This window comes from Martinezella sp. CNPSo 3732 (assembly GCF_057784515.1).
Window position 1 is genome coordinate 64,537 of record NZ_JBXSOO010000008.1, and the last position, 17,913, is coordinate 82,449.

Annotated in this window: 22 protein-coding genes; 9 read left to right on the top strand and 13 right to left on the bottom strand. The window is 59.0% G+C overall.

The window, feature by feature from the left end:
- Nucleotides 1-19: 19 nt before the first annotated feature.
- The 3 genes from AC13RM_RS15915 to AC13RM_RS15925 are packed head-to-tail and all read right to left on the bottom strand — an operon-like array spanning nt 20 to nt 1,735.
- Nucleotides 20-721 carry a TIGR02281 family clan AA aspartic protease gene (locus AC13RM_RS15915; RefSeq protein WP_488555268.1) on the bottom strand — a complete coding sequence of 234 codons (702 nt, stop codon included), beginning with the start codon at nt 719-721 and terminating at the stop codon, nt 20-22.
- On the bottom strand, nt 718-939 hold the full coding sequence (locus AC13RM_RS15920; protein ID WP_112398367.1) for a DUF1289 domain-containing protein: 222 nt from the start codon (nt 937-939) through the stop codon (nt 718-720). The genes AC13RM_RS15915 and AC13RM_RS15920 overlap by 4 nt, the downstream gene beginning before the upstream one ends.
- A gap of 19 nt (nt 940-958) precedes the next feature.
- Nucleotides 959-1,735, bottom strand: coding sequence for an adenosylcobinamide-GDP ribazoletransferase (locus tag AC13RM_RS15925; protein WP_488555269.1), 777 nt, complete (start codon nt 1,733-1,735; stop codon nt 959-961).
- 127 nt (nt 1,736-1,862) lie between these two features.
- On the opposite strand from AC13RM_RS15925, the gene cobT reads away from it, so the two are divergent.
- Together cobT and AC13RM_RS15935 are read left to right on the top strand one after the other, a co-directional pair.
- Nucleotides 1,863-2,879 carry a nicotinate-nucleotide--dimethylbenzimidazole phosphoribosyltransferase gene (gene cobT / locus AC13RM_RS15930; protein ID WP_488555270.1) on the top strand — a complete coding sequence of 339 codons (1,017 nt, stop codon included), beginning with the start codon at nt 1,863-1,865 and terminating at the stop codon, nt 2,877-2,879.
- 186 nt (nt 2,880-3,065) lie between these two features.
- On the top strand, nt 3,066-3,458 hold the full coding sequence (locus AC13RM_RS15935) for a diacylglycerol kinase (RefSeq protein WP_092716218.1): 393 nt from the start codon (nt 3,066-3,068) through the stop codon (nt 3,456-3,458).
- 64 nt (nt 3,459-3,522) lie between these two features.
- On the opposite strand, the gene AC13RM_RS15940 is transcribed toward AC13RM_RS15935, so the two are convergent.
- On the bottom strand, nt 3,523-5,052 hold the full coding sequence (locus AC13RM_RS15940; RefSeq protein ID WP_488555271.1) for a sensor histidine kinase: 1,530 nt from the start codon (nt 5,050-5,052) through the stop codon (nt 3,523-3,525).
- 123 nt (nt 5,053-5,175) lie between these two features.
- Between AC13RM_RS15940 and AC13RM_RS15945 the strand changes: the two genes are divergently transcribed.
- From AC13RM_RS15945 to AC13RM_RS15955, 3 genes are all read left to right on the top strand, one after another.
- Entirely contained in the window at nt 5,176-5,751 is a 576-nt protein-coding gene (locus AC13RM_RS15945) for a thermonuclease family protein (protein WP_113230677.1), read from the top strand.
- A complete protein-coding gene (locus AC13RM_RS15950) occupies nt 5,748-6,380 on the top strand; it encodes a uracil-DNA glycosylase family protein (protein WP_488555272.1) in 633 nt (210 codons plus the stop codon). The genes AC13RM_RS15945 and AC13RM_RS15950 overlap by 4 nt, the downstream gene beginning before the upstream one ends.
- A 67-nt stretch (nt 6,381-6,447) precedes the next feature.
- Entirely contained in the window at nt 6,448-6,936 is a 489-nt protein-coding gene (locus AC13RM_RS15955; protein WP_069613098.1) for an Lrp/AsnC family transcriptional regulator, read from the top strand.
- A 62-nt stretch (nt 6,937-6,998) separates the two neighbouring features.
- On the opposite strand, the gene AC13RM_RS15960 is transcribed toward AC13RM_RS15955, so the two are convergent.
- Nucleotides 6,999-7,997, bottom strand: coding sequence for an NAD(P)-dependent oxidoreductase (locus tag AC13RM_RS15960; RefSeq protein ID WP_285174025.1), 999 nt, complete (start codon nt 7,995-7,997; stop codon nt 6,999-7,001).
- A 140-nt stretch (nt 7,998-8,137) separates the two neighbouring features.
- Between AC13RM_RS15960 and AC13RM_RS15965 the strand changes: the two genes are divergently transcribed.
- The 4 genes from AC13RM_RS15965 (at nt 8,138) to AC13RM_RS15980 (ending at nt 12,146) form a co-directional block, all read left to right on the top strand.
- Nucleotides 8,138-9,106 carry a sulfonate ABC transporter substrate-binding protein gene (locus tag AC13RM_RS15965; protein WP_285174024.1) on the top strand — a complete coding sequence of 323 codons (969 nt, stop codon included), beginning with the start codon at nt 8,138-8,140 and terminating at the stop codon, nt 9,104-9,106.
- A 193-nt stretch (nt 9,107-9,299) separates the two neighbouring features.
- The gene (ssuD, locus tag AC13RM_RS15970; RefSeq protein ID WP_285174023.1) at nt 9,300-10,475 is read left to right on the top strand and encodes an FMNH2-dependent alkanesulfonate monooxygenase; all 1,176 of its coding nucleotides are present in this window, start codon (nt 9,300-9,302) and stop codon (nt 10,473-10,475) included.
- Nucleotides 10,476-10,498: 23 nt separating this feature from the next.
- Nucleotides 10,499-11,335 (top strand): aliphatic sulfonate ABC transporter permease SsuC, encoded by an 837-nt coding sequence (gene ssuC, locus AC13RM_RS15975; RefSeq protein ID WP_285174021.1) that lies wholly within the window; start codon nt 10,499-10,501, stop codon nt 11,333-11,335.
- A gap of 10 nt (nt 11,336-11,345) precedes the next feature.
- Nucleotides 11,346-12,146 carry an ABC transporter ATP-binding protein gene (locus AC13RM_RS15980; RefSeq protein WP_285174020.1) on the top strand — a complete coding sequence of 267 codons (801 nt, stop codon included), beginning with the start codon at nt 11,346-11,348 and terminating at the stop codon, nt 12,144-12,146.
- Between the two features lie 96 nt (nt 12,147-12,242).
- On the opposite strand, the gene AC13RM_RS15985 is transcribed toward AC13RM_RS15980, so the two are convergent.
- The 8 genes from AC13RM_RS15985 to AC13RM_RS16020 form a co-directional block, all read right to left on the bottom strand.
- Nucleotides 12,243-12,719 carry an SRPBCC family protein gene (locus AC13RM_RS15985; protein WP_488555273.1) on the bottom strand — a complete coding sequence of 159 codons (477 nt, stop codon included), beginning with the start codon at nt 12,717-12,719 and terminating at the stop codon, nt 12,243-12,245.
- A complete protein-coding gene (locus tag AC13RM_RS15990) occupies nt 12,716-13,060 on the bottom strand; it encodes an ArsR/SmtB family transcription factor (protein ID WP_374817251.1) in 345 nt (114 codons plus the stop codon). The genes AC13RM_RS15985 and AC13RM_RS15990 overlap by 4 nt, the downstream gene beginning before the upstream one ends.
- Complete coding sequence (locus AC13RM_RS15995; protein WP_374817249.1) at nt 13,053-13,745, bottom strand: glutathione S-transferase family protein; 693 nt, start codon at nt 13,743-13,745, stop codon at nt 13,053-13,055. Before AC13RM_RS15995 ends, AC13RM_RS15990 begins: the two co-directional genes overlap by 8 nt.
- Nucleotides 13,746-13,874: 129 nt before the next feature.
- Entirely contained in the window at nt 13,875-14,699 is an 825-nt protein-coding gene (locus AC13RM_RS16000; RefSeq protein WP_285174016.1) for a class I SAM-dependent methyltransferase, read from the bottom strand.
- 110 nt (nt 14,700-14,809) lie between these two features.
- Nucleotides 14,810-15,076 (bottom strand): usg protein, encoded by a 267-nt coding sequence (locus AC13RM_RS16005; RefSeq protein ID WP_112334673.1) that lies wholly within the window; start codon nt 15,074-15,076, stop codon nt 14,810-14,812.
- 185 nt (nt 15,077-15,261) lie between these two features.
- Nucleotides 15,262-16,092 (bottom strand): ABC transporter permease, encoded by an 831-nt coding sequence (locus AC13RM_RS16010; RefSeq protein ID WP_113229689.1) that lies wholly within the window; start codon nt 16,090-16,092, stop codon nt 15,262-15,264.
- Nucleotides 16,089-16,892: an ABC transporter permease gene (locus tag AC13RM_RS16015; protein WP_113229690.1), complete on the bottom strand. Its 804-nt coding sequence runs from the start codon at nt 16,890-16,892 to the stop codon at nt 16,089-16,091. Before AC13RM_RS16015 ends, AC13RM_RS16010 begins: the two co-directional genes overlap by 4 nt.
- 118 nt (nt 16,893-17,010) lie before the next feature.
- Nucleotides 17,011-17,793, bottom strand: a complete 783-nt coding sequence (locus tag AC13RM_RS16020) for a lysine/arginine/ornithine ABC transporter substrate-binding protein (RefSeq protein ID WP_113229691.1) — start codon at nt 17,791-17,793, stop codon at nt 17,011-17,013.
- Nucleotides 17,794-17,913: the final 120 nt, after the last annotated feature.

A 17,913-nucleotide genomic window follows, 5' to 3' on the forward strand; every position in this document is an offset into this window, starting at 1 on the left:
CTATCGCATGCGTGGTTCGTTAGTCGCGCAGCCGAAGCTCGTCGGTTTGCATCTGCAGCGATCCCAGGGTTTCGAGAAAGCTCATGCCGAGCAGGCTCTGATCGAGCCTGCCTGCTTCGGCCACGCTCGCTTCGACATCCCTGCGCTTGATGGGGCCGATTGCCACCGAGCCGAGTTCCACGGGAGCCGCCCTGGCGCGGCCGTTGGCGGTCAGTACCGTCTGCGAATAGGTGAGGTTCTCCGGAATGATGCCGACGCGTTCGGCGTCTTCCTGCGATAAGGCGATGGTGCTGGCGCCGGTGTCGATCAGCATATCGATCGGCTGGCCATTGATCATGACGCGCGCTTCGAAATGCCCGTTCGAGCGCTTGTGAAGGATGACTTCCTGACCGCCTTCGCTCGTCGTGACGACGACGGCGTGGCCGGGCATCAGGCCGGCGAAGACGCGGTTGCCAACCTGTTCGGCATCGCGGCGATAGATATAGACGGTTGCAAGCGCCATGATGATGACGAACCAGATCAGCAGGTTGCGGATCGACTGGCTGACCGTATGCCGGCTCGCCCAGACTGCGGCGCTCATCATCAGGGCGATCGGCAGGAGATAGACGACACGCGCGAAGTCGTCATTGCGCATGCCGAAGGTAGAGCCGGTATTATTGTTGAAGACGAGCAGTGCGAGGCCGATACCGAGAATGGCGAGAACGATGTTCAGGCGGTTCATACGGCACTGCGCTCCCGTGCCATCCTTTGGCGGCGGGTCTCCCGACGTGGCTTGCGCTCGACCTTGGTCAGGCGCTCCGGAAGCATTTCCATGATCTGACGCCGTTCGTCATCGCTATAGTTCATCCACGCGCCGATTTCGGCTGATGTGCGGCCGCAGCCGAAGCAATAGCCGGTATTCTGGTCGATGGAGCAGACGAGGATGCAAGGTGTCAGCATGGGATCATATATCGATGCTTCAAACGCACATGGCAAGGGTACAGAGCGACGCGATCTCGCAAATCTGCTGGGTCGCACCGATCGTATCGCCTGTATGGCCAGTCAATTTTTGACGGATATGTCGCGTGACCAGAAACGCCGCGACGCTTGTTGCAAGAAGGCAGCCAACCAGAGCCGGAACACCCATGGCAGGACCGACGAGCAGTATCGCAAGACCAAGTGTCGCGAGCAGCGCCAGCTGCATGGCGTCGCCATCCGGCTTGCCCGCCGATGCCGCGATCCCATCCGGTTTGGCTGGTGGCAGGGCGTACCAATGCCAGACTATGGCACCGCGGCTCAAGGTGGCGGCAGCGAGGATTGCGACAGCGGCGTCCTCAGGCGAAAGATGCCGGGCGATGGCGGCAAGTGCTGCCGCTCGCAATCCGAAGGACAGTATCAACGCTGCCGCCCCGTACGTGCCGATACGGCTGTCCTTCATGATTTCGAGCGCGCGTTCGCGGTCCTTGCCACCACCCAATCCGTCCGCCGTGTCGCTGAGCCCGTCTTCATGGAGGGCGCCGGTCAGGAGCGTGTGCACGGCAAGCGCAAGCAATGCGGCCATCAACGGATCGGCGTTCAGGGCAAGCAGAACGCTGAAGGTCAGTGCAGAGGGCAGGGCGATCAGCAGGCCGGAGACAGGAAAAGCGCGTGAAACACGCGAGAGCTTGCCGTCGTCGCCTTCGAAGAAGGACGACGGCACGGGAATGCGGCTCAAGAAAGCGACGGAGCGCGCGATGTCACGCATATATTCCCGCATTTCTTCTTCTCCCCGCCATACGCGCGACAGCATCGGGCGCTTTTGGAGTTGTTCACGCCGATTCCCAGGACTAATAGAGTCGCACGCAAAGAACCCGATTTGAGACCAAAAGACAAGGAACGCATTCATGAGCGTCAGCGGCCTCCCATTCGACGATTTCCGCGCATTGCTGCGCGACCTTCCAGGCCCGGATGCCCGGGCGCTCGTGGCCGCGCGCGAACGTGATGCGCAGCTCACCAAGCCGCCGGGCGCGCTTGGAAGACTAGAGGAAATCGCTTTCTGGCTGGCGGCCTGGACCGGACGTTCGCCGGCCGTGACCCGACCTCTGGTGGCAATCTTTGCCGGAAATCATGGTGTCACCAAGCAGGGAATTACGCCATTTCCGCCTTCCGTGACGCAGCAGATGGTAGAAAACTTCGCGGCCGGCGGTGCAGCAATCAACCAGATCTGCGTTGCCTATGACCTCGGCCTCAAGGTCTTCGACCTCGCGCTCGATTTTCCGACCGGCGATATCACGGAAGAGCCGGCGCTAAGCGAGCGCGACTGCGCAGCCACCATGGCCTTCGGCATGGAAGCGATTGCCGGCGGTACCGACCTGCTCTGTATCGGCGAAATGGGCATCGGCAATACTACGATCGCCGCGGCCATTCATTACGCGCTCTATGGCGGCAAGGCCGAAGACTGGGTCGGTCCCGGTACCGGCTCGGAAGGTGAGATGCTGAAGCGCAAGATCGCCGCTGTCGAGAAGGCGGTCGCGCTCCATCGCGATCATCTCTCCGATCCGCTGGAAATCCTGCGCCGCCTTGGCGGCCGCGAGATCGCCGCCATGGCCGGCGCCATCCTCGCTGCACGCATGGAACGTATCCCAGTCATCATCGACGGTTATGTCGCGACCGCCGCTGCCTCTATTCTCAAGGCTGCCAATCCCTCTGCCCTCGATCATTGCCTGATCGGACATGTCTCGGCCGAGCCGGGTCATCTCCGTTCGATCGAAAAGCTCGGCAAGACGCCGCTTCTGGCGCTCGGCATGCGGCTTGGCGAAGGTACGGGGGCGGCATTGGCCGCGGGTATCGTCAAGGCTGCGGCAGCCTGCCATTCGGGCATGGCGACGTTCGAAAGCGCCGGGGTTACGAACAAGCACTGAAAAGCGGAGCGGCGAGACATTGAAATAAGCGTTTCGCCGCTCAATTTCCTGTAGATGATCGGTTTTTCGTCATAAATCTGCAATGAATTCTGAGGCGACGAGGACGTGTCGCCTTGCTTCGCCCACGGTGAGGCGGTATTCGCAAGGCATCCAGATTGCAACCGGGACAATACGGGCGGAGCGCGAATGGCTGAGTTTTCAAAATCAGCGGTCAATAAGGAGACCGGGATTCGGCATTTTTTCGCCGCCGCCGGCTATTCCTGGGGCGGATTTCAGCGCCTGTTGCAGGAATCGGCCTTTCGCCAGGAACTCCTTTTTGCCGGAGTGGGACTGATCCTGTTGATCGCCGTCGGTGCGACCATCGGTGAGATCGTCATCGCGATGGTCTTGTTCCTCGCCGTCTTCGCAGTCGAAGCCATGAATACGGCGGTGGAAGAGGTGATTGACCGAATCTCGCCGGAGATTTCCAACGTCGGCAAGCACGCCAAGGATCTCGGCTCGTTTGCCGTTCTGTGCATGCTGGTCGCGTCCGGCATCTACCTTCTTTACGTTATCGGCAGCCATCTGCTGTTCCGCTAAAAGCAATTCCAGGAAAAGTGCGTAGCGGTTTTCCGTCCTCCAGCGATCAGCGTTTGGGCTTTGTTTAAGCGAAGCTCTTCTTGCGCCGCTCGGCGAGTGGGGCATCCTCGACCGCCGGCAGACTTTGCAGTACGCGCTTGGGCGGCAGGATGGCGATGACTTCCGTGCCTTCCCGCAGCTTGGATTTCAGCATGAACTGACCGTCGTGCTTGGCGAGAATAGCCTGTACGATCGGCAGTCCGAGGCCCGTGCCCTGTTCGGCGCTCTTGATGGCGATGGAGCCCTGGCCGAAGGCGGACAGGACAATCGGGATCTCCTCTTCGGGGATGCCCGGGCCGTTGTCCTTGATCGCTACATATTCTCCTCCGCCAGCCGTCCAGCCGACCTTGACGCTGATCTCGCCGCCTTGCGGCGTGAATTTGACCGCATTCGACAGGAGGTTGAGGATCACCTGGCGCATCGATTTCTCATCGGCCCAGACGGAAGGCAGCTGCGCTTCGAATTGCGATGAGATCGAAATGTTCTTGGCGCGGGCGCGCAACTGCACCATGCCGATGCAATCCTCGGCAATATCGAGGAGGGAAATCGCTTCTTCGTTCAGCTCGTATTTGCCGGCCTCGATACGAGAGAGGTCGAGGATTTCGTTGATCAGGTTGAGCAGGTGCTGGCCGGATCGATGGATGTCACTGGTGTATTCGCGATAGGTCGGGTTGTTGAGCGGCCCCATGACCTCCGCCGACATGACCTCGGAAAAGCCGAGGATCGCATTCAGCGGCGTTCTAAGCTCGTGCGACATGGAAGCAAGAAAGCGCGATTTGGCGAGGTTTGCTTCTTCGGCGCGCCGACGGGCCTCGTCAGACATCGATTTCGCGACTTCGAGTTCCGCGATAAGATCGTCCTTCTCCGATTGGAAAGAGAGAATCTTCAGGTTCGACTGATACATGCGGTTGGTGATGAAGCTGAAGAATATCACGGCAACCGAAATGGCGGCGGTGAGGGCGATATCGGAAGGCCTTCGCGTGAGGATCGCTGCCACGGCCAGTGCGACTGTCGCTGGTGCGAAGGAAAACGGAACGGCCCGCGGCAGCATGAAGCTGGACATGGCCGTAATGCAGATTGCCGCTAGCAGGGTCGTGCCCTTGTAGAAGGCGAAACTATCGCCGCCGCAGGCCGCACAATTTTGCATCGCAAAGAGCGCCCAACAGAAGCCGACGAGCAATTGCCCTAGCAAGAGCAGCTGTCGCCACTTTCTGGCGCTTTCGGCCGACATTTCCTGTTTCTTGGCGCGCCGCCCGATCAGCATGTTGATGGCATGTGCCGTCAGGATCGGAATAGTCCAGAAGAGAATACCCGCATCATGCGTCAGATAGACGCCGAGAACGGCAACGACGATGACGAAGATCGGCACGACGGCGGCACTCTGCCGCAAGGTGTCGATATGCATCATCATCAGTTCGCGGTCGAAATTGCGGCTATGGCCGCTTTGCAAGCGCTCGCGCGTTTGCCGCACGGCCTTCGACACAGCCCGGTTACGGTGACTGCGCGATCGGTCGACAATGTTTTTATCTGTCGATGTGCTGACGCCGGTGCTCATGGTTACATTGAAACTTGGCCTGCCTGAGGCTACACACTAGCGTTCAAATCTTAAGAAGATGCTGCGCCGAAATGATTTGTTTGCCATCTTCGCCAAGGATTTATTCTTAAAGGAGGCAACAACGTGATGCGGTCGCGCCGCCTGTTTCGTGACGGCGTGGTGACTTTCGCACTGCTTGCCATTCTTGCAATATTCGCGTTGAAGATGAACAATCGACCGGAAATCGTTCAAAACGGCAGCTTTTATGTCATTGACGGAGACACGCTTTCCGCCAATGGCGAGCGCTTGAGGCTGAAAGGTATCGATGCTCCCGAATATCGGCAGCACTGCCAACGCAATGGCGGGGATTGGGCCTGCGGCGAAGAAGCACGCAAGGCGCTTGCCACAATGATTAAGACCGGAGGGCCCGAATGCCGAGGGCGGGAGAGGGATCGCTATGGTCGCCTGTTGGTGACATGTGTCGCCGGCGATGTCGATATCAATGCCGCGATGGTGCGCAATGGTATGGCGATTTCCTATGGTGCTTATGCCAGCGAGGAGCGGAGCGCACGGCAGGCGAAGGCCGGGCTCTGGGCCAGTGATTTCGAGAAGCCTGGCGACTATCGGCGCGAGGAGCGTATGGCGCATGACAATAGCGATGATCCGATTGCCGGATGGTTCGGCTATTTGCGCCAGCTTGTCGGATGGAGCGCCCCATGAAGCAGGAGAGCGAATTGCAAATCGTGCGTTCGGCGATTGCGGCCTGCCGTCTCTGTCGGGACGCGCCGGTCAAGGGTGAGGCAAATCGCCTGCCGCATGAGCCGCGTCCGGTTGCGACACTATCGTCGACTGCGCGGATACTCATCGCAGGGCAGGCCCCGGGATTGCGCGTTCACGAGAGCGGCCTGCCATTTAACGATGCCTCGGGTGACCGTTTGCGTCAGTGGCTCGCCGTCGATCGCGAGAGTTTCTACAATCCGGATCATTTCGCCATCATGGGCATGGGCTTCTGCTTTCCGGGCTATGACAAGGCGGGAAGCGATCTGCCGCCGCGCAAAGAGTGCGCGCCATTATGGCGGCAGCGGGCGATGGATGCGATGCCGCAGATCGAGTTGATCCTGACGATCGGTCAATATGCGCAGGCTTGGCATCTTGGGGCGGGGCGCATGGGTTCGATGACCGAGACGGTCGCACAGTGGCGGCGCTACCTTCTAACCAACAGGTCGCCGTCGGTCCTGCCATTGCCGCATCCGAGTTGGCGCAACAGCGGCTGGCTGAAACGCAACCCATGGTTCGAGGCCGAGTTGCTTCCCGTTTTGCAACAACGTGTGAAAAGCCTGCTTCCTTGAGAAAAAGTTTCTTTTCTATCGCTAAAAATACGCTATAGAGAGAATATAATTCGAAGGGATGCTTTAAATGGACCGTCTTGACCGCAAAATCCTGCGCCTGCTGCAGGAGGATTCCACTCTGGCCGTAGCCGATCTTGCCAAGAAGGTCGGTCTCTCGACGACGCCCTGCTGGCGCCGTATTCAGAAGATGGAAGAGGATGGCGTCATTCGCCGTCGCGTGGCCTTGCTCGACCCCGAGAAGGTCAACACGAAGGTCACGGTTTTCGTGTCCATCCGCACCAACAGCCACTCGATCGAATGGCTGAAACGCTTTTCGGAAGTAATCGCCGATTTCCCGGAAGTGGTCGAATTCTATCGCATGAGCGGCGATGTCGACTATCTGCTGCGCGTCGTCGTCCCTGATATCGCTGCTTACGACGCCTTCTACAAGCGCATGATCGCCAAGATCGAAATCCGCGATGTCTCCTCGGCTTTCGCGATGGAGCAGATCAAGTATTCGACGGAACTGCCGCTTGACTACATGCTGCTGGAAAATGCCAAGTCCAACGAGGACTGACATAGACTGAGCGCCGCTCTCATGAGGCGCTCAGCAGAAGCTGTTGATTTCCCGGCAGCCTTTTACTTCTTGTCCAGGCGCGCGAGCAGCGAGGAGGTGTCCCAGCGATTTCCTCCCATCGCCTGGACGTCGCCGTAGAACTGGTCGACGAGGGCGGTGAGCGGCAGTTTGGCTTGGTTGCGGCGGGCTTCCTCCAGCACAATGCCGAGATCCTTGCGCATCCAGTCCACTGCAAAACCGAAATCATATTTGCCTGAATTCATGGTCTTGTGGCGGTTTTCCATCTGCCAGGAACCCGCAGCTCCCTTGGAAATGACCTCAACGACCTTCTCGATATCGAGCCCCGCCTGCTTGCCGAAGTGTATGCCTTCGGCTAGGCCCTGGACGATGCCGGCAATGCAGATTTGGTTGATCATCTTGGTCAGCTGTCCCGCGCCGACCGGCCCCATCAGACCGACCATGCGCGCATAGGCGTCGATGACGGGGCGGGCTTTTTCGAATACAGCTTCATCGCCGCCGCACATGACGGTCAGCACGCCGTTTTCCGCGCCTGCCTGTCCACCGGAAACCGGGGCGTCGATGAAGTCGACGCCCTTTTCCCCGGCGGCGGCATAGAGCTCGCGAGCGACTTCGGCGCTTGCGGTGGTGTTGTCGATAAGAATAGAACCCGCCTTCATTGTTGAAAGGACGCCGTTTTCACCCGTCGTCACCGAGCGCAGGTCGTCATCATTGCCGACGCAGGTGAAGACGAAATCGGCGCCTGCAGCGGCTTCGGCCGGAGTAGGGGCGAATTTGCCGTCATATTGCTTGGCCCATGCCTCTGCCTTGGCGGTGGTGCGGTTATAGACGGTGACATCATGCCCGCCTTTGACCTTCAAATGCCCGGCCATGGGATAGCCCATGACGCCCATGCCGATGAACGAGACCTTTGCCATTTCATAACTCCGTGACCGAATTTGTTTCGAAGGCTTAGCCGAAAGGCCAGGGAGACGAAAGACCGATTTGTCGGCCAACTTGTCACCATGGCATGTGATTTGAAATCTGATTTCCGTTTTATTCATTTATTGGAATGGAATTTCGCTGCTGTTGCGAATCTTCATAATTTCCTTTGTCGATATAATCTATGGATTTGCGATCTTAGGCTATCGACAACGAGCCGATGGCCGCGGAAGCGCCGGGGCCACATGAAAAGGGATCTTCGATGATTTCGCGCAGACAGACACTCGGCCTTCTCGGTGCGACGGCGGCTGCTTTCGCTTTGCCTTCCGCTCGACAGTCACGCGCGGCCGCGGCGACGACGCTTCGGATCGGCTGGCAGAAGAACGGCGTATTGGCATTGGCGAAGCGTCAAGGGGCATTGGAGAAGCGGCTTTCCGATCGCGGCATATCCGTGGAATGGTCGGAATTCACATCCGGGCCGCCGCTGCTGGAAGCTCTCGGCGCCGGTGCTCTCGATTTCGGCGCCACGGGCGACGTGCCGCCGCTGTTTGCGCAGGCTGCCAATGGCAATCTGCTCTATGTCGGCCTTTATACCGGCAGTCCCGAAAGCTCCGCCATTCTCGTGCGCAAGGATTCGCCGATCCAGACGCTTGCCGACCTCAAGGGAAAGAAGGTTGCCTTCAAGCGTGGCTCCAGCGCCCACAACGTCACCGTTAAGGCGCTTCGTAAAGGTGGGCTGACGATCACCGATATCCAGCCGCTCGATCTCGCACCGCCGGATGCGTCCGCTGCGTTCAAGACGGGCGCGATCGACGCCTGGTCGATCTGGGATCCCTATCTTGCCATTGCAGAGGCTGATCCGGATACGCGCATCCTGGCGACGGCGCGGGGCATCGTCGATTCCTTCAGCTATTTCCTGGCAAATGGCGATTTCGCCAAGCGCAACCCGCAGGTCATCATCGATGTCATCGATGAATTGGCCAAGGTCGGGGCCGCGGCGCAATCGAATCTGGACGGCACCGTTAAGGCCCTGTCCGAAATCACCGGTGTCCCGGCTGAGGTGACGCGGGTGACACTGACGCGTCCGGGTGCAAATCTTGGCGGCGTCTCCACCATTACGGATGCGGCGATCGCCTATCAGCAAGGGCTGGCTGACGAGTTCTATAATCTTGGCATCGTTCCGAAGAAGCTCAATGTCACGGACATCGTCTGGCGACCAAAGGCGAGCTGAGGCTGACCAGACCCATGGATATCGTCTGTGCCCGTCACACTACGGGCGTGGACTTTATGGGCAAAATATTTCGTCAAACGCCGACAATTAGAAAATCCATATTGTCGATGTAATCGATAGTCTATGCCATTATCCGGATCGAACATCGGGAGGTGGCTCCCGACCACGCGCATCCAGAAAGCAGGAAAGCTTCATGACCGCGACCGCAAACCCCATCGATTTTCTCTGGTTCATCCCGACCTCCGGTGACGGCACCTATCTGGGTACGGCCGATCTCAACCGCGGCCCGGAGATCGGCTATCTCCAGCAGATCGCGCAGGCAGTCGATCGGCTGGGTTATACGGGCGTGCTTTTGCCGACCGGTGTTTCCTGTGAAGAATCCTTCGTGACGGCTGCGGCGCTCTCGGCGCATACGCAGAAGCTTAAGTTTCTGGTCGCTATCCGCCCGGGTACGGCCTCGCCCGCCTATTACGCCCGTCTCGCCTCGACGCTTGATCGCGTTTCAAACGGCCGCGTATTGCTCAACATCGTCGTTGGCGGCAGCCCGGCAGAGCTCGCCGGTGACGGTATTCACCTCGAGCATGACGAACGCTACGCCCATGCCGATGAATTCTTCCATGTCTGGGAGGAGCTGTTGGAGACGGGGTCGTCCACCTTCGAAGGAAAATATATCAAGGCGACGAATGCGCGGCTCGGCCTGCCGCCGGTGCAGGCACCGCGCCCGCCGCTCTATTTCGGCGGATCGTCGGATGCGGGTATCGAATTCTCCGTCGGTCGCGTCGATAAGTACCTGACCTGGGGTGAGCCGCCAGCGCTGGTCGCAGAGAAAATCGCAAAGGTTCGCGCCGCAGCTGCCAAGCGCGGACGTGAGGTCAGCTTCGGTATCCGCCTGCATTTCATTGTTCGCGAGACGGACGAAGAGGCATGGGCTGCGGCCGACAAGCTGATTTCGAAGCTCGACGACGAGACAATCCGCGAAGCGCAGGAGCAATTCGTCAATCAGTCCGATTCCGTTGGCCAGAAGCGCATGGCCGCGCTGCATGGCGGTCGCCGCGACAAGCTCGAAGTTTCGCCGAACCTCTGGGCCGGTGTCGGCCTGGTGCGCGCCGGAGCGGGTACGGCGCTTGTGGGATCGCCGAAGACGGTGGCTGCAAGGTTGCGGGAATATCAGGAGCTCGGCATCGAAACCGTGATCGGCTCCGGCTATCCGCATCTGGAGGAAGCCTATCGTGTGGCCGAGCTGCTCTTCCCCGAGCTAGGATTGAAGCGTGACGAGCAGCGCGCCGGGTTCCGCAACGAGTTCGGCGCAAAGCAGATTTTCGCGGGCGGCAGCCATGGCGGCAATCTCAAGGTCGTGTCCGGCTCGTAACGCCAGATCAAAGGGAGATTCCCATGTCGGCATTCGACACGTCCTTCGCCCGCGTGGCCTCGGAACGACGCACGCGCCAGACCAGGGTCGCGCGGCAAGGCATCTCGTTCCAGAGATTCCTGCCCTTCCTGCTTCCTGTTGTCGTCATCGCGGCATGGCAGCTGGGTTCGTCGCTTGGATGGATCTCCAACCGCATTATGCCGTCGCCGGCGGCAGTCGTGGTCGCCTTCTGGCAAACCACGATCTCCGGGCAACTGCCGAACAATATCCTCGTCAGCGCCGGCCGCGCCTTTGCTGGCCTGCTGGTCGGCGGCTCGATCGGCTTCCTGCTCGGTATCGCCAACGGCGTGTCACGGCTGTCGGAGCAATTGACCGATACGACGTTGCAGATGCTGCGCACCATTCCGCATCTCGCCATGGTGCCGCTCGTCATTCTCTGGTTCGGGATCGGCGAGGAATCCAAGCTGTTCCTGACGGCGCTCGGCGTGCTTTTCCCGATCTATCTCAACACCTACCACGGCGTGCGCAATGTCGATCGCGGGCTGATCGAGATGGGACGGGTCTACGGCATGAGCAACTGGACGCTGTTCCGGAAGGTCATCTTCCCCGGCGCACTTCCGTCCATTCTCGTCGGCTTGCGCTTTGCTCTCGGCATCATGTGGCTGACGTTGATCGTCGCTGAATCGATCGCCGCATCGTCAGGCATCGGATATATGGCCAACAATGCCCGCGAGTTCGGCATGACCGATGTCGTGGTGCTGACGCTGGTCATCTACGCGATCCTCGGCAAGCTCGCCGATGTCGTTGCGCGGGCAATCGAGCGAAGGGCCTTGCGTTGGAATCCGGCCTATCAGAATTGAGGAGCTTCCGATGAGCGTCAACACACTCGATCGCCCACGGGCGGAAGATAAAAATGTCGCCTCGCAGGTTACGGGCGCTGCAGCCATCCATATCAAGGGTCTGGAGAAGAGTTTCGGCAACAACCGCGTCCTGCGTGGCATCGATCTTGATATTCCCGCCGGCCAATTCGTCGCCGTCATCGGTAAAAGCGGCTGTGGGAAGAGCACGTTGCTGCGCATTCTGATGGGGCTGGAAGAGCCGAGCGCCGGCCATTTGCGCTTCGAAGCGGTCGATGGCGGTGACACACAGCCCAATACCCGCATCGTCTTTCAGGAGCCGCGGCTGCTGCCCTGGCTTTCGGTCGCGGACAATGTTGCGGTGGGCCTGGGCGAGGGTGTGCCGCAGGATATCTCGCGCAAGGAGACGGCATCCGTTCTTTCCGAGGTGCAGCTTGCCGAGAAAGCCGGCGAATGGCCGTCCAGCCTTTCCGGCGGGCAGAAGCAGCGCGTGGCGCTGGCCCGAGCGCTCGTCAGCAAACCCGGTATCCTTGCCCTCGATGAACCGCTCGGTGCACTGGATGCTTTGACCCGCATCAGCATGCAGGAACTGCTGAACCGCGTCTGGCGTGAACTCGGCTTTACCGCTGTGCTCGTGACTCACGATGTCAGCGAAGCCGTGCATCTGGCTGATCGGGTCGTGGTGCTGGACGAGGGCAGGATCGTGCTCGATCTTGCCATTCCCTATCCGCATCCGCGCCGCCATGGCAATCCGGCGCTCGCAGAGCTCGAAGGGCAGCTGCTGGCGGCAATCCTCGGTGATGCACGGGGTTAGAGCTTTTCCGCTTTTCTTAATCGCGAAAACGCTCTAGCTCTTTGTTTTTACGCAATTCCGGACAGAAAACCGCTACGCACTTTTCCTGGAATAGCTTTAGTTCGGCCTGCTATCGTCTCCCTCGACATAGAGCTTGAGGTTGTCGAAGCCGATTTCCGTACCCATCAGCCGCGAGCCGTTGTCGCTGTAGCCGTCGAGGAACGCGACCTGTTCGACGAAGGTCATTTTCGTGCCGCCGGGCTCGGGAGCGAAGCTGACCGTTGCCAGCGATACCGAGATTCTGACGTCGCCGAGCATCATGTCGAAGGCATAGATGAAACGCTCGTTCTGGACGACGTCGATATAGCGCGCCTGATAGGCATGAATGACGCCCTCGGTTGAGGCGACGCGATTGCTTTCGCTGCCGCCGGCACGGAAATCTAGCTGGAACTCCAGCTGCTTCCAATCATCATGACAGCCGAACCATTGCCGCTTCTGCTCCGGTATTGCCCAGGCATTGAAGACCTTGGGCAGGGGTGCTTTGAAATGACGCTCTATGGTGATCGTCGTATGATCTGTGGATCTTATGCTCATTCGTCCGTCGTCTCCGTCGATGTATCAGCGAGAAAGAGGTCGAGCCGGTCGAAGGCCCGGTTCCAGGATGCCTTGCGCTCGGCGATCCAGCGCTCGATGGCTGCCAGCGCTTCCTTGCGCAGATGATAGGTGCGCACTCGTCCAGCCTTTTCCGACAGCACCAGCCCGCTCGTCTCAAGCACCTGCAGATGTTTCATCACAGTTGGCAGTGCCATGTCGAGCGGCTGTGCCAGTTCCGTGACTGAGGCCGGTCCACGTCCGAGCCGGTCGATCATGCCGCGCCGGCTCTGGTCGGAGAGGGCCTGGAACATGCGGTCGAGCGCCTGTGTTTCCTCAAGCATTCGGTTTTCCCGGCCGGAACGGCGCCGGCAGTTTGTCGCTATATGGGTACATATGGAAATAAGGCATTGCTTCCTGCAGGACGCGGGCGAAGGAGGGGCGCTCAAGGAGGCGCCGATAATAGGCCTTCAGCCGGCCATGCTCCTCGCCGAAGGGAACGAGCGTTTCGGCGTAAAATAGGGCCGGTGCGGCGGCGCAATCCGCCATGGTCACATTGTCTCCGGTGATCCAAGTTTTTCCGTTCAGCTGTTTTTCGATCATGCCATAAGCAGTGCGCAGCAAGGTCTCGGCTTCGGCGACGCTTTGCGGGCGTTGGTCCTGTTCCGCCCGGCGCACGTCGGCGACAATCGCTTGCATCGGCTCCTGCACATACAGGTCGAAAAAGCGATCCCAGAGCCTAACGCACAGGGCATCCGAAAGTTCGGTCGGCAACAGCTGCGTTGCGCCGGGATAATGCCGGTCGAGATATTCGATGATGATGCTGGTCTCGGGAACGGTGCTGTCGAGTGCTTCATCGCGCAGGACTGGAAACTTGGCGAGAGGCCAGAGGCGCACAAGCGAGGCGCGCGATTCCGCATTGCCGAGATCGATGATACGGCTTTTGAATGGCGTCCCGTTTTCATAGAGCGCCATCAACACCTTGTGGCAGAACGAGGCGAGGGGATGCTGGTAGAGAATAAGGGACATGCGGCGACCTTTCCGATATCAAGGTTCGAGCTGATACTTACCAGAATGGCTAAGTATCAGCTCGCCGGTCGCCGCGCAAGGAAATAGTTATCCAAATGGGTAACTATTTTCGATGTGATGTATTTCGCCTCAATCGGCGAGACGACGGGCGATGACCAGATGACCCGGCGTCGGCTGGCCATCTTCCATGCGGACGTTGATGTCGGTGATTTCGACGAGTTCGAAGCCGGTCGCAGTCAGCCGCTCGCGCACATAGGCTTCGGAATGGGCGAAGCGCTGATGCGGGCCGACCATATAGGGGCGTCCGGCCATGACCGCCTCAGGCAGGGTTTCCGAAGAGAAGATGAAGAGGCCGCCCGGCGTCATGTTTTCGGCTGTGCCGAAGAAGAGAGGCTCCAGCGCGCCGAGATAGGGCAGGACATCCGTCGCGGTGATGAGATCGAAGGCATCCTCATCGTTGTCGTCGAGGAAATCCTCGACTTCGGCGACGAAGAGTGTCTCGTAGATGTCCTTCTCATGGGCGACTTCGACCATGTTCTCGGAAATGTCGATCCCGGTGATATCCTCGACGATATCGCGCAGAGTGCCGCCCGTCAGGCCCGTGCCGCAGCCGAGGTCGAGCATGCGCTTGAAGGGGCCGAGGCCGAGGGCTTGCAGGCGCTGGCGAACGAGGACCGGAACATGGTAGCCGAGCTGCTCCACCAGCACATCTTCGAAAACTTCGGCATGCTGATCGAAGAGCGTCTCGACATAGGCGTCCGGCGCCTTCACCGGCGTCTCGCCGCGGCCCATGGAGGCAATGCGGACGGCCGCGCCGCCATGGTCTTCAGGGTCGAGGGCCAGCACCTTCTCATAGGCCTGAACGGCGGCGTCGATATCGCCCGCCTTCTCCAGTTCCAGTGCCCGGTTATAGGCTTCCGCAAGCGCGTCTTCGTCGATCTTCTTCTTTGCCATGAGTGACAGCCCTTCCATTCGTCACGCAGGCATTAAGGCGCTTGATCGGCTTTTGCAATGCTTGCCGTCTCGCCCAATCGGCGCACCGGTGTGCCAAAGGCTCAACGCGGCTAGTGCAGGATGAATTCGCCCTTCACAGCTCGCCATTCGGTCGCTGAAATCAGCTTGCGATGGACATAGCGCACGGAATGCAGCGGGCCATCCAGCGTTTCCTGCCAGAATTTCAAGAAGCCGCGCATTTCCGGGAAGTTCGGGGCGAGATCATAATCTTGCCAGATATAGGTCTGCAGGAATTGCGGATGATCGGGCAGGCGGTAGAAGATCTGCGCCGTCGTCAACCCATAACCCTGCAACTGCTTTTGCATGTCGTTATGCATGAGCTTTCTCTTTCCGTTCCCATTCTTGTTCGTGACTCATGGTCACTCAAATATGGAAACAGGAGATGGTAAACTCAAGCTTTATAAAAATGTCATGAAGGAAATTTATTCACAGAAATCAATGCATTAGCAGCGATTGTATGGGAGTGCTGCCAAGGCTGCGCCCAGGCGCAGCCTTGGCGGGATCAGCGCTTGAGGTGCCGTGTCAGCCCGCGTTCCATCCATGCCCAGCCGTTTCGCATGAGTTCGACGATCACGAGATAGAAGATCGCCGCCCAGAGATAGATCTGGTAGTCGTAGGTCCGCGAGAAGGCGTAGCGTGTTTCGCCCATCAGGTCTAAGACCGTGATAATGGAAACGGTTGCCGAACTCTTGATCAGCAGAATGATCTCATTGCCATAGGGGCGCAGCGCCACGATGAGCGCCTGGGGAATGATAATCTTGCGGAAGGCAATCCAGGTATGGATACCAAGCGCACTGGCCGCTTCCCGCTGGCCTTTCGGCACGCTCTGAATGGCGCCCCGGACGATTTCCGTCTGATAGGCGGCCGTATTCAACGTCATGGCGAAGACGCCGCAATAGAAGGGGTCCTTGAAGAACCACCAGAGGCCGACATCCTCGAAAAACCAGCGAAAGCTCGGAAAGCCGTAATAGACCATGAAAATCTGCGCCAGCAGCGGCGTGCCGCGAAACAGATAGACATAGCAATAGGTCAGCGTGCTCAGAAATTTGTTGCTCGACATGCGGGCGAAAGCCAGCGGTATCGAGAGGATCGCGCCTAGGATAAAGGATGTGGCGACCAGCTCGACGGTGATCCAGAGACCGTTGCGAAGCCTGGGTCCATATGTCATGACCTTATCGAGATCCCAGCCGAAGACGATCATTGCCAGCAGCGAAATACCGAGAATGGCCCAGAGGGTCAGAAAGAAATAACCGGCGATACGCGCCTTGGACAGCTTCGTGACCGTCTTCGGGGGTGCCGGCTGCGCGGCGATCAGAACTTCAGCATGGCTCATCGATGGACCTCCGCACGTTTAGCCCATCGATCGAGATAGAAGAGGCCGACGGAAGAGATGACGGCCAGCGTCAGATAAAACAGGCAGGCGATGGAATAGAAGGTGAAGGGCGCCTTGGTGGCACGGACGGCGATCCCTGTCTGCCTGATGATGTCGGCGAGACCGATGATGGACACGTAAGACGTATCCTTCAGCAGGTTCATCCAGAGGTTCCCGAGATTTGGCAGGGAAATACGCACGAGTTGCGGCACGATGATAAGCCGCATGGTTCGGGCCCTGTGGAATCCAAGGGCGTCGCCTGCCTCATACTGGCCTTTGGGAATGGCCTTGAAGGCAGAGAGGAGGACTTCCGAGCAATAGGCGGAAAAGACGATTGCCAGCGCCACCATGCCGGCCGCGAAGGCATTGATTTCAACGGGTCCGTTATAACCGAATTTGGCGAGCACGGACTGCAAGAGGATCTGCATGCCATAGTAGATGATGAAGAGCGTCAGCAGCTCCGGCAGACCACGGAAAATCGTCGTGAAGACACCGGCGGCGAGCCGCAGCGATTTCTCTTCAGATTGCTGCGCGAGCGCCACGAAGAAGCCGATGACGATGCCAAGCGGCAGCGTTAGAACCGAAACGGTGATGGTAATCTTCAACCCGCCGGCAAGCTCATCGCCCCATCCTGTGTCACCGCAGGCGAGCATCGTATTCTGACCGAACAGAGTGAACAGTCCGGCCGGACCACATAACGGGTCAAAAATCGTACTCAACCAGGTCCACAAGGAACCAAGGGCGGAAAACAATCCGCTCATGCTGTATTTCCCCTAGCGGCTTTTGCCGCGTTTCTGCTTATATTCTTCTCGTTGTCAAACAAAAACGGCGGAAGGGCAAGCTTCCGCCGTCGTCTTTTCCCAGGGAATCGACGGGCGATCAATCGCCGTAGACGTCGAAATCGAAATACTTGTCCTGGATCTTCTTGTAGGTGCCGTCGGCGCGGATCGCGGCGATCGCGGCGTTCAGCTTATCCTTGAGGGCTGTATCGCCCTTGCGGATGGCAATGCCCGCACCGACGCCGTTGATGACCGGGTCGCTTTTCAGCGTGCCGAGCATCTTGCAGCAATTACCTGCATCGGACTTCACCCATTCGGACAGCACGACGACGTCATCGATGGCTGCATCGATGCGGCCGTTGCTGAGGTCGAGCTTGTATTCATCGGCCGACGGATAGAGCTTGAGTTCGGCATCCTTCAGGTGGGCAGACGCATAGTTGGCATGGGTCGTGGAGGACTGTGCGCCGATCGTCTTGCCCTTCAGGGCTTCGTCGGTCGCTTCCTTGAGCGCGGAGTCCTTCGGAACAGCGATTGCCGGCGGCGTGTTGTAGATCTTGTTGGTGAAGTCGACGATCTTCTCGCGCTCGGGCGTGATCGACATGGACGAGATGATCGCGTCGAACTTCTTGGCCTGCAGGGCCGGAATGATGCCGTCGAAATCCTGGTTCACGAAGGTGCACTTGACCTTCATCTGATCGCAAAGCGCATTGGTTATATCGATGTCGAAGCCGATGAACTTGCCGCCGGCGTCAAGCGATTCGAAAGGCGGGTAGGTCGCGTCCGTGCCGAAGACGATCGTGTCGCCGTCGGCAAGTGCCGCACCGGCGACGAGCGACATTGCGGCGAAGGACGCGGCGGCAAGAAGACGAGTGGAGATGCGCATATTGACCCTCTCTGTTGGTGGCCGGCAGCCGATTATTGTTTTTGGCAGACGGCTCGAGTGGAGCGGGCCGGTGGCCCGCCTTGCGGCGATATTCGTACTTTTTTTCTGGAAAATGCAACT

Bases quoted from the DNA above. Each gene is read 5' to 3' on its own strand.
- AC13RM_RS15915 (WP_488555268.1), bottom strand. From the start codon at position 721: ATGAACCGCCTGAACATCGTTCTCGCCATTCTCGGTATCGGCCTCGCA.
- AC13RM_RS15920 (WP_112398367.1), bottom strand. From the start codon at position 939: ATGCTGACACCTTGCATCCTCGTCTGCTCCATCGACCAGAATACCGGC.
- AC13RM_RS15925 (WP_488555269.1), bottom strand. From the start codon at position 1,735: ATGCGGGAATATATGCGTGACATCGCGCGCTCCGTCGCTTTCTTGAGC.
- cobT (WP_488555270.1), top strand. From the start codon at position 1,863: ATGAGCGTCAGCGGCCTCCCATTCGACGATTTCCGCGCATTGCTGCGC.
- AC13RM_RS15935 (WP_092716218.1), top strand. From the start codon at position 3,066: ATGGCTGAGTTTTCAAAATCAGCGGTCAATAAGGAGACCGGGATTCGG.
- AC13RM_RS15940 (WP_488555271.1), bottom strand. From the start codon at position 5,052: ATGAGCACCGGCGTCAGCACATCGACAGATAAAAACATTGTCGACCGA.
- AC13RM_RS15950 (WP_488555272.1), top strand. From the start codon at position 5,748: ATGAAGCAGGAGAGCGAATTGCAAATCGTGCGTTCGGCGATTGCGGCC.
- AC13RM_RS15955 (WP_069613098.1), top strand. From the start codon at position 6,448: ATGGACCGTCTTGACCGCAAAATCCTGCGCCTGCTGCAGGAGGATTCC.
- AC13RM_RS15960 (WP_285174025.1), bottom strand. From the start codon at position 7,997: ATGAATAAAACGGAAATCAGATTTCAAATCACATGCCATGGTGACAAG.
- AC13RM_RS15965 (WP_285174024.1), top strand. From the start codon at position 8,138: ATGATTTCGCGCAGACAGACACTCGGCCTTCTCGGTGCGACGGCGGCT.
- ssuD (WP_285174023.1), top strand. From the start codon at position 9,300: ATGACCGCGACCGCAAACCCCATCGATTTTCTCTGGTTCATCCCGACC.
- ssuC (WP_285174021.1), top strand. From the start codon at position 10,499: ATGTCGGCATTCGACACGTCCTTCGCCCGCGTGGCCTCGGAACGACGC.
- AC13RM_RS15980 (WP_285174020.1), top strand. From the start codon at position 11,346: ATGAGCGTCAACACACTCGATCGCCCACGGGCGGAAGATAAAAATGTC.
- AC13RM_RS15985 (WP_488555273.1), bottom strand. From the start codon at position 12,719: ATGAGCATAAGATCCACAGATCATACGACGATCACCATAGAGCGTCAT.
- AC13RM_RS15990 (WP_374817251.1), bottom strand. From the start codon at position 13,060: ATGCTTGAGGAAACACAGGCGCTCGACCGCATGTTCCAGGCCCTCTCC.
- AC13RM_RS15995 (WP_374817249.1), bottom strand. From the start codon at position 13,745: ATGTCCCTTATTCTCTACCAGCATCCCCTCGCCTCGTTCTGCCACAAG.
- AC13RM_RS16000 (WP_285174016.1), bottom strand. From the start codon at position 14,699: ATGGCAAAGAAGAAGATCGACGAAGACGCGCTTGCGGAAGCCTATAAC.
- AC13RM_RS16005 (WP_112334673.1), bottom strand. From the start codon at position 15,076: ATGCATAACGACATGCAAAAGCAGTTGCAGGGTTATGGGTTGACGACG.
- AC13RM_RS16010 (WP_113229689.1), bottom strand. From the start codon at position 16,092: ATGAGCCATGCTGAAGTTCTGATCGCCGCGCAGCCGGCACCCCCGAAG.
- AC13RM_RS16015 (WP_113229690.1), bottom strand. From the start codon at position 16,892: ATGAGCGGATTGTTTTCCGCCCTTGGTTCCTTGTGGACCTGGTTGAGT.
- AC13RM_RS16020 (WP_113229691.1), bottom strand. From the start codon at position 17,793: ATGCGCATCTCCACTCGTCTTCTTGCCGCCGCGTCCTTCGCCGCAATG.